This window comes from Mesorhizobium sp. BHbdii (assembly GCF_053848045.1).
In genome coordinates, this window is the sequence record NZ_JBSPKX010000023.1 from 1 (window position 1) to 11,047 (window position 11,047).

Consider the following 11,047-nt stretch of genomic DNA (forward strand, 5'->3'; position numbering starts at 1 on the left):
TTCCATAACGCATTGCTTCCATGATGGTGGTTGTTTGCCGCTCGGCTGGGATTGAGGGCATCAAGCTTCTCGCATCGGTGCCGGCCGGGTGCTGGCCGAAAACTGTCCTCGATTCTCGTTCCATCAATGAGCGATGTTGCTGCAGTTGAGCTCGGCAATGGTCTAGATACCCCGCGAAGCGGGCCGACTGGGGGACCGATCAGTTCCCCCAAGGCGTCACGCAGTGCCCGGGAAAGAGAGCGAATTGCCTCTGCATAAGCTCACTTCGAGTATATCCGAGATGTGGCTTCCAGCGTGATCGGAGTCAACCCCTGGCACAACGGGTAGTCTGCACCTGCGACAGTCCATACGGCTGGCCAAAGCGGAAGAAATTGAGCAGGCCGCCGGCCGAAAGGACGGTCGCTATCACCCGACGCCTCGCAACTATCGTACCAAGTTGGATCACAATATAAAGATTTGTTTATGTGATTGACAGCAATGTCCTCTTCGCCGAATTGTAAGTAGTCGATGGTTCTCTGATGCGGTTCGGCCGCAACAGAGCTAAGAGGGAAGCCGGTGAAGATGCCGGCGCTGCCCCCGCAACCGTAAGCGACGAGCCAGGCCCATTCATGTCACTGAGGTGAATAGCCTCGGGAAGACGGGCTGAGGTGTCGACCCGCGAGCCAGGAGACCTGCCACGGCGAACAAGGTCCACAGGCGGGGTGTCTCGGTGGGCGTGGTGACTGGCTTGTCTGGTTGCCGACGTCTGCCTTGCCTCCACGCCCCAACCATCGGGGTATGGTATGTCTCTCTCTCAGCAAGTTCCTGTAGCCACACTTGGCGTGCCGCGCATTGGGCGCCGTCGCGAATTAAAGCACGCGCTTGAGGCCTATTGGTCGCGAAAATCTTCCGCTGCCCACCTTCTCGAAACGGCGCGGGCGCTGCGTGTCGCGAACTGGATCGAACAACGCGACCGTGGCGTGACAAAAATCCCGTCCAACGACTTCTCGCTCTACGATCATGTGCTCGACACAGCAACAATGGTCGGCGCTGTCCCGCCACGCTATGGCTGGAGCGAGGGGGAAATCTCGCTCGACACCTATTTTGCGATGGCGCGTGGAAGCCAAGGAGAGGCTGCCGGTCGCGGGCATACCAATCACGGTCACGCCGTGACAGCGTTGGAAATGACCAAGTGGTTCGACACCAACTACCACTACATGGTCCCGGAGCTCGCCGATGATCAAGCCTTTGCCCTATCGTCGTCAAAGCCTTTGGATCACTTCCTTGATGCCAGGGCGTTGGGCATTCACACCCGCCCGGTCATCCTTGGGCCCGTCACCTTCCTCAAGCTGGCCAAATCGCCCACCCGGGATTTCAACCCTGTTGCGCTGCTGCCGCGGCTGCTGCCGGTTTACGAGCTGCTGCTGCGCCGACTGAAACTCGCGGGCGCCGACTGGGTGCAGATCGATGAGCCGGCGCTCGTGCTCGACCTCATTCCAAACGAGCTAGGCGCGTTCAATTTTGCGTACGACCGACTGTCGCGAGCGGCGCCGGAGCTGAAGATCATGCTCGCCACCTATTTCGGCGGATTGGACGGCAATCTCGAGACCGCTCTTTCGCTTCCTGTGGCGGGCTTGCATCTCGACCTTGCACGCGCTCCCGAACAATTGGAGGTGGTGGGCCGGCTTGCGCCAAAAGACCTGGTGCTTTCGCTTGGTCTGATCGACGGTCGCAACGTCTGGCGCGCGAACCTGCGCCCCATCCTTGACCGGATCAAGCCGGTCGTCGCCGGCTGGCCGCTGGAGCGAGTGGAGATCGCGCCCTCGTGCTCGCTTCTGCACGTGCCGATGGACCTTGAACTGGAAACCACGCTCGACAGGGACTTAAAGTCATGGCTCGCATTCGCGGCGCAGAAGATGGACGAACTGACCACGATCGCCCGGGCCTTGTCCGAAGGCCGGGAGGCGGTTGCAGCAGAGCTGGAGTCTTCGACCCAAGCAGCCGCCGCGCGTTTGACGTCCCCGAAGGTCCATGATCCGCTGGTCGAAGGACGCCTCGCCTTTGTCGACGACGGCATGACGCGCAGGAACAGCGGTTTTTCTGAACGCTCCAGGCTTCAGAACGAAAGGCTCTGCTTGCCGGCCTTCCCGACCACGACGATCGGTTCTTTCCCGCAAACGCCTGAGGTTCGCAATGCGCGCGCAGCCCACGCGATGGGAGAACTGAGCTATGTCGACTATGAGGCGTTCCTGAGGAAGCAGATCGAAGCAGCCATCCGTTGGCAGGAGGAGATCGGACTGGACGTGCTGGTGCACGGCGAGTTTGAACGAAACGACATGGTGCAATATTTCGGCGAGCAGCTTTCCGGCTTCGTTTTCACGCAGCACGCCTGGGTGCAGAGCTACGGGTCGCGTTGTGTGCGCCCCCCGATCATTTTTGGCGATGTATCGCGGCCCAATCCGATGACGGTGCGCTGGTGGCAATACGCCCAATCGCTAACAGACAAACCCGTTAAAGGCATGCTCACCGGCCCCGTGACGATTCTCAATTGGTCCTTTGTACGCGACGATCTTGCGCGGTCGGTCGTCTGCCGTCAGATCGCGCTCGCCCTCCGTGGCGAGGTGGGTGATCTCGAAAGCGCCGGCGCCAAGGTGATTCAAATCGACGAAGCTGCACTGCGCGAGGGCTTGCCGCTGCGCAAATCCGAGTGGAAGCACTATCTCGAATGGGCCATCGAGTGCTTTCGGCTCGCTTCGACGGGGGTGTACGATGCCACCCAGATCCACACGCACATGTGCTACTCCGAATTCAACGACATCATAGACGCGATCGCGGCCATGGATGCCGATGTGATCTCCATCGAAACCTCGCGCTCGCAGATGGAATTGCTCGACGCCTTCCGAAGCTTTAAATATCCCAACGAGATCGGACCGGGCATTTATGATATCCACTCGCCTCGGGTGCCGGGAGTCGATGAGATGACGGACCTGCTCTCGCAGGCGCGCCAGCACCTTTGCGACAGTCAGATTTGGGTCAACCCCGATTGCGGTTTGAAGACACGTCGATGGGAGGAAGTCCGTCCGGCACTCGTCAACATGGTCAAAGCCGCGCGTTCTCTGCGAGACGTACCAAAGGCGGCCTAGCAAAAATGTACGCCGTCGCCCGGTGGACGACGGCATACACTGGACTGAAGTTGTTCGACTCGGTGCCGGCATGGTGCCGAGTGGGCATGTGGCGTTTCGTCAGGAAGTATGTGGCCGCGGCGCGCGGTGACGGGCACTGATTTCACCGGTCCGGATCTTCATCTGCCGCGTGGGCCTGTACGCCCATCGTTGCCAATGACGATGCCTTTGAATGAGAGCGCATCTCCAAGCCAGCCGGGCATCGGGTCCGCTGAGCAAAACAGAGAGCGCCATCACACGACGCCGCTTGAACCATATGCATGGGGAGTGGTGATGACCTCCACTCGCGCGAAATGCCCCGACTGCTGGCTTCAGCCAGATCATGTCACGAGTTCGGCGTCAGGTTATTCTCGACGGCCGCGCAGGTTCATCATGTCGTGCGTCAGGGGGAATCGTTTCGGCCAAAGGTAGGTGTCGCAACCAGACCCATCGGCAGCGCCGATGACTACCGCAAAGCCGCTCGCTCGCTACAGCGCTCCCATGACGATCACGACTGTGTGTGCGCATAGCGATAGTGGCATCCGGCAACTGCCGGGTGCAAGCTTGTTGATGAGGACCGGGCTGGTGTGCTGCGCACCTGTTGTCTGACGACGATTGATCAAGCACCCATTCGCGGATTGGCTACCGCACGACCCTTTTCCGTCGTGGACCTTCCTCCTTCAATTTGAGCGGGCATCGGTTACTCCCTGCCCCCGCGCCGTATCGAGGATTGTCAGCGTCAATCAGGGCGCGCAGCACGCCAGCCAGGTCCCTGTTTTCTATTCCTTCATCACCTCCGTGTTTTTGCTGCCCGCGCGCTCCGGGCTCCGCAACCCCGACCAGCTTCGCCCTCCGCGCGCTACCCTCGTGCCTCTCCGACAGGCGAGGGGAACTGACGTGCTATGTCCCAGACGAACCCGGCCAGTTCGCGGGCGATTGCGGTGACGATCTTGACCGTCCGCTTACCCGAGGCCGCCAATCTCCGGAACTTGCCGCAGAGACGAACCTGCGCCTTCCATGCGATCGAGCGGATACGGTCGGGAATCTTGGCGCTGCGCTCCCGCAGCGCCTGGCCCTCACGAGCAGGGAAGCGATAATGCCACGCCGATTCAATCAGCATGGAACGTGCGGCTGCGTTGCCGGTGCGCGTGATCTCGCCGCGCTTGATGCGCTTGCCGCTGGAATGCTCGGCTGGAACCAATCCGATCCAGGCCATGAGCTGCTTGGGGTTGTCGAAGCGCTGCAGATCACCGATCTCAGCCACAAGCGTAATGGCCGCGATGAACTTGATGCCACGCAGAGCTTGCAGTGCCTCGACAACAGGGGCCATCGGCCATTCGATGACAGCCTCATTCAAGACCTGTTCCAGCCTTTCGCAACGATCTTGGAGTTCATGGATGCGGCGCTTGTATTCCTCGTAGACAAACTGCTGGTGAGTGAAGGGAAAGGTCTGCTCGGAGAGCCAGCGCCAGTGTCTATGACCCCAGATTGCCTTGCCCGGGAATCGACGATCATGCCGCAGAAGGAAGCTTTTGAGTGTTGTCTTGGCGGCCGCAAGATCCTGCTTCGCCTGCCGGCGAGCGCGCACGACATCGCGGATAGCCTCATGTGCTTCGTCTGGCACCCAAACCGCGACCAACTCGCCGGCGCGCAGCAAGCGGGCCAGCGTCTGTGCATCGCGCCGGTCGGTCTTCACCCGATCACCCGGCCGCCGCGGCATTGAGGAAGGCGAAATCACCACGCAGTCGATGCCGAGTTTGTTCAGCAGCCTGAAGATCATGAAGCCGCAGGGGCCGGATTCGTAACAAACCCGTAGTACCGAACCATCCCGCGAAATCCGTCCCAATGCTGCCTTCAACGAGTCCGCACTGTTGGCAATCGTACCAAAGAAGCGGACTTCGCCACCTTCCTCAGCAACCGCCAGTGCTATTGTGTCCTGATGAACGTCAAGACCGATAAACTTCCTTGCTGCCGACATGAGAACTTCCTTCCTGTTGCACGTTTCAACTGCGCAACACTCAGGATGCCCTTGGCGCGGGGCAAGTGATCGTCATCGGGTCTATTGAGGGCGCGCTCGCGAGCAGCTTTTGCTCCGCCGAGGTGCACCACACACGATGACACGATCGTCGCGATCAAATTTCCTGCTCTTCGAGCGCATAGCCTGCCGAGCGTATGGTTCGGATGACGTTGTGGGGCGAGAGTGCCTTTCTCAGTCGGCTGATATGGACGTCAACGGTGCGCGCGCCGACATGGATATTCGCGGGCCAGGCGGCGCCAACAAGTTCGTCGCGGCTGCAAACCTTGCCGGGGTTTTCAATCAGGTAACGTAGGAGGTTGAACTCGAGTGGGCCAAGATGGAGTTGCTGGCCATTGCAATGTACTCGGTGGCTGCCGAGCTGCATATTAAGCTCGCCGCAGGTCAACGACCCTCCGTCCCCCCCGCTGTGGGAATTCAACGGCTTCGTTCGCAGCTTCGCGCCAAGGTAAGCAAGCAACTTGGCCGGCGCGAAGGGCCGCAGGAAACTTTCGTCAATACCCGCCTTGAGCAGATCGAGCTGTTGGTGCTCGGCGCCGGACGCGATCAGGGCGATGACGGGCAGGGCGTCGGTTTGCAGCTCGCCTTTCAGCCGGGCGCAGATCCCCGGGCCAGTTGCGGTTGCCGGTTGGCAGTCCAGGACGACAGCCTGCGGCTCGCGCTCCGTCGCCTGCCGGATCGCGTCCTCGACGCCGCCGGCCAGCTCGGTTGCGAATCCGTCCGCCTCCAGGACGTGACTGAAGAACAAGTAGAACTCGGCATCCTGCGAACAGATCAGGACTAGTGGCTTCATCTGCTGGCCCTACATCAATCAAGCATTCAGCGCCCGGTTGCGAGGCCGCTCGCTCTCAAGCGCCGGTTCGCTGCGCTGCGCTGCTGTTGCCTCTGCCGACCACCGGACACTCCCTTCATGGCCTGCGGTCGATCGGAAATTTGGTGTCGCCGTGGAAACGAAGACCCAAACACTCAACATGCGGGGTCCCTGGCGGCCAGGATGGAAACCCCGGATCAGCTGTTCGATCAGGTCTGCCAAGCAGACCCGTCCGGTTCGATCCGAGCTGGTCCGACATGGAGTCGAAGTCAATCGCAGCTATCACCTCGGGGCAGAGTACCGCCGGTAAAGTCGGCGCCTTCTTTATGCGCGCACTATCTGATGCCGACCTGACGAGGTTCCTTGCTGCCTTCGTTCCTCGGCTCGCAATGTCGCTCCGCGTCATCAATGCCTCCCGACAGGTCCGTGTCTCAGGACCAGAACATCAAAATTCGTGCCGACGCGAGGGGAGCGCGGAGAAGATTTTTGCGACTTTTATTTCAACGGTTTAACGAGAATGCAGCAGAAGATGAGGCCGAACCCACAGTGTCGCGGACTGGACAAACTCAACATTGGCTGTCCGCCGGGCGGTTCCCCGAAACTGCAGACCGGGTCCTGCGGAGGACGCGGAGCGCAGACGCAGCGATCATCGGCGGCCGCCGGAGCCGGAAAGTCGCTCCAATTTTCGCGATAGGGCTGTCTCACGCGTATCGAAGCGGGCAAAGACCTCTTCAACCACACGTTTGGATCGCTTCCACGTGGCTAAGTCGGAATGAACGCTCTTTTTGCCATTGACTGTACACCCCAACCTGCATTGCGGGGAGCAAATAGGGCTGCAAGTCCAGGGCAGTCGCTTGCATGGCACCGACACCTTGGCCGTGGGCCGAAACTATCTTCTCCAAAGAAAGAGGGCGTTGGCGGGAGGAACTGGGCAGGGGCCGGTTTTGGAGACGGCGCTGGAGGACTTGCGCTGGATCGAATGCTGGCATGGCAAGAAAAATGGCCAACACCCCGACCATGCCGATGGACAATATGTTGCAATTCCCAAAATGCGGATTTCCTACGCGGCGGCGTCGCACGGCCCGCGGGCTATGCGTGCCTTCTGCCGGCTGACATCTCGCCCTTTGTTCTAGCACGCTTCATGGTAGCGTCGCCTCGCAAGTACTCTTAGCGGCCCATCGCGAGGCCAGATGGAGACGATATCGAAACTGCATTTGACGGAGCCTGCCATGGTCGATGTATGAGACCGAAAGGCAACTGTATGTCTTCGCGAATGAGATGCGCATCGACAGTCGTCGAACCCAGCGTGGAAGTTCCACCAAGTGCGGATACCAACGAGGAAACACAGCATGTCGCGTTCGATCTACGCCGAAGCTTGGCCGGAGCGTCGACATCTCCCGAAAGATGCGGCGGCGAAGCCCTTCATTCCTCCCAGGTCTCAAAGTCGAGACAGTGAACGTCAAGAGACCGCGGTTTGAGAGCTCAGGTGTGGCGCAAGGTTCAGATCAGTGTAAACGACAGAAATTCTGACAGTCGAGTGCGCGCATCGGCATAGCATTCTGATGCGTGACAAATTCGGACGTAGAAATCCGACATCCGAATCTGAGGCGCGTGCGCAGCTACAGAACAGCGGCGTCACCAAAATACAAACATTAATTTTCTGGAGAGTAGCATGGAAGTTGATAAGGAATATAAGATCAATAACGATCAGGAGAAAGCGCGAACCGATAATTCGGAGGACAACCATGACAATAAAAAGATCGAAATCACCGTAGTCGTGAACGGCCAAGCCACGGAGATCGAGGCGAATCCAAACCAGCCGATTCTCGTGGTCGTCACAAAGGCCCTTGAAAATACACAAAATCTTGCACAGCCGGCGGAGAACTGGCAGCTCAAGAACGAGGCCGGCAACTTGCTCGACGTTAGCAAGAAAGTTGGCGAGTTCGGTTTCGCGGATACCGTGACCCTGTTCCTCAGCCTGAAGGCGGGTGTAGCCGGTGGCTGACCCCCAGAGTGTGGACCCTGACGTCTCCCGGGCAAAGTTCGATCGAGAGATTGATTGGTTCCGAGCACAAGTAGGTTTCTACCGGACACATGGGTGCTTCCTGGGCGAGGCGTGCTTCCCGACCGCCTTCTTCATCTTTGCGACGCCGAAGCTGAAGCCCCCTGTGATCGGTGCAGCCGTCGAGATCGATTTCTCCAATTACGATTTGAAGCCTCCCTCCCTGGTTTTCGTCGATCCCTTCACGCGCCAGCCAATTGCCCGGAAAGATCTGCTGCTCAGGATGCAGAGACGTCCTCCGCTCCCCGGAATTCCGCCGGAGATGATCGCCACACTTATCCAGCAGAATGCTGGGTTAATTACGGACTTCATTCAGGCCAATGGTCCCGACGCCCCGCCATTTCTGTGCATGGCCGGTATCCGGGAATACCACGATAACCCAGCCCATTCAGGTGATCCATGGCTTCTTCATCGGCGTTCTGGCGAAGGTTCGTTGGCCTTCATCTTGGACAAAATCATCAACTACGGGACCCGCCCAGTGGACCAGCATCACATTCAATGTCAAATCGGGATGGCCGTATCGCCTCAGGCTATTCCGGAATAACCGCGTTGAAGGAAGTGGTAACTGTCGTTCTGCCGCAACACTGCGTGTCGAAAGTGCAGGCGCATCTGCGCTCTGTAGGTCGCCAAGGTCATGAGGGAATGGGTCTATGGGTCGGCGACCAGCAAGGCCAGTATTTTAACGTCACAGAAGCCGTAATCCCAGCGCAACGTCACGTTCGGACGAGCGACGGAATATGCGTCATTGTTCCGGCCGATGAACTCCACAGGCTCAACGTCTGGCTCTACAAGAGAGGTCTGAAACTTTTGGCCCAGATACATAGCCACCCTGGCCGAGCCTACCATTCGACGACCGACGACGCCTATGCAATCGCGACTACAGTTGGATGCCTGTCGCTCGTGGTGCCGAATTTCGCCCGGGAGCCCTTCGATTTGGCTAGGATCGCCGCTTATCAACTCGACGCCAAGGCGAATTGGAGCGAGGTCCCATCCGCGGCCCTAGCACGGATGATCAAGATAACGAGTTGACGATGGCACTTGCAAATTTCATTGACCGTGCCGCCACAGCGGCATCCCAGGTCCTCGCCGACTTTCATCTGCGCGAGTTCAGGGCCGCTCTCGAAAGGCAGGTCGTGGCCGTGGCCTTTGACGGTCAGGCGGCATCGTGCGCCGAGGGCCGGGCCACGCTTGATCTTACAGTGAGGCTGCTTGCTCGACTGTACCCGGTTATGGCAGTGCTCCCCCTGGAAAGCGCGGGGAACTCTCAAGCCAACGTCCTTGAGCGATTGGCAAAGGCGATCAATCCAGAAATCGGCATCCTGCGTTCCGGCAAGACTGCGACGGTCTGTGTGGTCGCAGGCGCGGCGGACCCATCGCTGGGGTGCCCGACCTTTTTTATGGGTTCCGATGGTTGGACGGCAAAGCTGTCGCGTAGTGGTCCCGTGAGGTCTGGCTCGACCTCCTTACCGTATGGAGCGGGCGCCGCAAGCTGCTTTGCCGCCGCTAATGTTTTTCGAACGGTCTTCGCTCCCCAACTGACTTGCGCCGACTTGGACGAGGTCATTGATCTCTCGTTATACACCTATGGCAAGAGCAATGGTGGCGATCCAGGCTCCTTTGACTACCCTGTCGACCTTGGCGAATCACATCTCGTTGGGCTCGGCGCGATAGGGCAGGGCTCGCTCTGGGCACTAGCGAGGCAATCCGGTCTGTCCGGCCACCTGCATGTGATTGACCACGAAGCGATCGACCTCTCGAATCTGCAGCGTTACGTGCTGGCCTGCCAGTCAGATGTCGGGACGCCAAAGACGGTAGCGGCGATGAAAGCCCTTGCATCGGCCGGTCTCAAAGTTGAGGCGCAGGCGCTGAAATGGGCAGACTACGTTTCGCGCCGAGGTGATTGGCGCCTCGACCGAGTGGTTGTCGCGCTTGATAGCGCGGCCGACCGACTGGCTGTCCAAGGGGCGCTTCCGCGGTGGGTCGCGAATGCCTGGACCCAAGAGCATGATCTCGGGGTCTCGCGGCATAGTTTCGATGATGGCCGGCCTTGCCTTTGCTGCATGTACATGCCGACGGGAAAAACCAGGGACGAGCATGAAATCATAGCCGAGGAACTCGGGGTCCCTGAGGCACAGCTCGATGTAAAAACGCTTCTGCAGACTGGCGCGGGCGTGCCCAAAGACTTTGTAGTTCGGGTCGCAACTGCGATGGGGGTCCCGTTTGAGCCGCTCGCCCAATTCATTGGTCAACCCCTTCGCTCGTTCTACCAAGAGGCAATCTGCGGCGGTCTCATCTTTCATCTCAGCGATGGAAGCCGACGCGTTCGTATCGTGGTTCCAATGGCATTTCAGTCAGCGCTGGCGGGGATCATGCTTGCCGCAGAGCTAGTTAGGCATGCTGCGGGGTTTCCGGCGTGGCCCACCACCAGCACTCGGCTGAATCTCCTACGGTCCCTCGGAACGCACCTACATGACCCGAAGGCAAAAGATGCTAGCGGCCGCTGCATCTGTTGCGATCAGGATTTCATCGATGTCTATCGGCGAAAATATCAAGGTCCAGTACCATAAGACCCCTCTAAGATGTGATGCCGAGCCATTCTGCTGCCGGGCTCCGCGCTCACTTAGCAAAGTGCGTCGTCAACATGAGTGTCCTGTCAGCTCCAACATGCTGCCGATGTCAACCACGAGATTAGCGCCGCCAGGCTCGGACAATCGAGCCGTTCGGTCCATGACAAGGAGGGGCGCCTGATCTCGGCTGCAGCCACGCCGACGAATTCGACTTTGGATAAGAAAACAAGCCTCAAGTGCGCTGCGGCGCAGCAGCGATTGCCACTTGTGCCTCGAATCGTGCCGGTGACGGAGGGGATGGGAACGGGGTCTTTACGGTGGCCTACAGCAGCCCTGCCTGCTCAGCCTCGTGGCGCAAATTCTGCCGCGGCCTTGGCCCGATCTGCTGGATGACCAGTCCGGCCGCCAGCGAGCCGAGGTCGCCGCAATCCT

Annotated in this window: 7 protein-coding genes, 1 pseudogene and 1 riboswitch; of the genes and pseudogenes, 5 read left to right on the forward strand and 3 right to left on the reverse strand. The window is 59.3% G+C overall.

Annotated features, from left to right (window positions below):
• The first annotated feature begins 491 nt into the window (after nucleotides 1–491).
• Nucleotides 492–693: riboswitch (cobalamin riboswitch) on the forward strand.
• Between the two features lie 89 nt (nucleotides 694–782).
• On the forward strand, nucleotides 783–3,122 hold the full coding sequence (metE, locus tag ACWTU8_RS31380; RefSeq protein ID WP_455851192.1) for a 5-methyltetrahydropteroyltriglutamate--homocysteine S-methyltransferase: 2,340 nt from the start codon (nucleotides 783–785) through the stop codon (nucleotides 3,120–3,122).
• Nucleotides 3,123–3,999: 877 nt separating this feature from the next.
• On the opposite strand, the gene ACWTU8_RS31385 is transcribed toward metE, so the two are convergent.
• Both ACWTU8_RS31385 and ACWTU8_RS31390 read right to left on the reverse strand, forming a co-directional pair.
• Entirely contained in the window at nucleotides 4,000–5,118 is a 1,119-nt protein-coding gene (locus tag ACWTU8_RS31385; protein WP_455851193.1) for an IS110 family RNA-guided transposase, read from the reverse strand.
• Between the two features lie 154 nt (nucleotides 5,119–5,272).
• Complete coding sequence (locus ACWTU8_RS31390; protein WP_455851194.1) at nucleotides 5,273–5,968, reverse strand: response regulator transcription factor; 696 nt, start codon at nucleotides 5,966–5,968, stop codon at nucleotides 5,273–5,275.
• Nucleotides 5,969–7,658: 1,690 nt separating this feature from the next.
• Here ACWTU8_RS31390 and ACWTU8_RS31395 point away from each other — a divergent pair.
• From ACWTU8_RS31395 to ACWTU8_RS31410, 4 genes are read left to right on the forward strand one after another with little or no spacing between them, the layout of a single operon-like run.
• Entirely contained in the window at nucleotides 7,659–7,991 is a 333-nt protein-coding gene (locus ACWTU8_RS31395; protein ID WP_455851195.1) for a DUF2604 domain-containing protein, read from the forward strand.
• The gene (locus ACWTU8_RS31400; RefSeq protein ID WP_455851196.1) at nucleotides 7,984–8,592 is read left to right on the forward strand and encodes a putative metal-binding protein; all 609 of its coding nucleotides are present in this window, start codon (nucleotides 7,984–7,986) and stop codon (nucleotides 8,590–8,592) included. Before ACWTU8_RS31395 ends, ACWTU8_RS31400 begins: the two co-directional genes overlap by 8 nt.
• Nucleotides 8,593–8,606: 14 nt before the next feature.
• Nucleotides 8,607–9,077, forward strand: a complete 471-nt coding sequence (locus ACWTU8_RS31405) for a Mov34/MPN/PAD-1 family protein (RefSeq protein WP_455851198.1) — start codon at nucleotides 8,607–8,609, stop codon at nucleotides 9,075–9,077.
• Nucleotides 9,078–9,079: 2 nt separating this feature from the next.
• A complete protein-coding gene (locus ACWTU8_RS31410; RefSeq protein ID WP_455851197.1) occupies nucleotides 9,080–10,615 on the forward strand; it encodes an E2 ligase fold family C protein in 1,536 nt (511 codons plus the stop codon).
• 322 nt (nucleotides 10,616–10,937) lie between these two features.
• Here the strand turns inward: ACWTU8_RS31410 and ACWTU8_RS31415 are convergent.
• Nucleotides 10,938–11,047 (reverse strand): annotated as a pseudogene (locus ACWTU8_RS31415) (adenosine kinase); the annotation flags it as partial.

Bases quoted from the DNA above. Each gene is read 5' to 3' on its own strand.
- metE (WP_455851192.1), top strand. From the start codon at position 783: ATGTCTCTCTCTCAGCAAGTTCCTGTAGCCACACTTGGCGTGCCGCGC.
- ACWTU8_RS31385 (WP_455851193.1), bottom strand. From the start codon at position 5,118: ATGTCGGCAGCAAGGAAGTTTATCGGTCTTGACGTTCATCAGGACACA.
- ACWTU8_RS31390 (WP_455851194.1), bottom strand. From the start codon at position 5,968: ATGAAGCCACTAGTCCTGATCTGTTCGCAGGATGCCGAGTTCTACTTG.
- ACWTU8_RS31395 (WP_455851195.1), top strand. From the start codon at position 7,659: ATGGAAGTTGATAAGGAATATAAGATCAATAACGATCAGGAGAAAGCG.
- ACWTU8_RS31410 (WP_455851197.1), top strand. From the start codon at position 9,080: ATGGCACTTGCAAATTTCATTGACCGTGCCGCCACAGCGGCATCCCAG.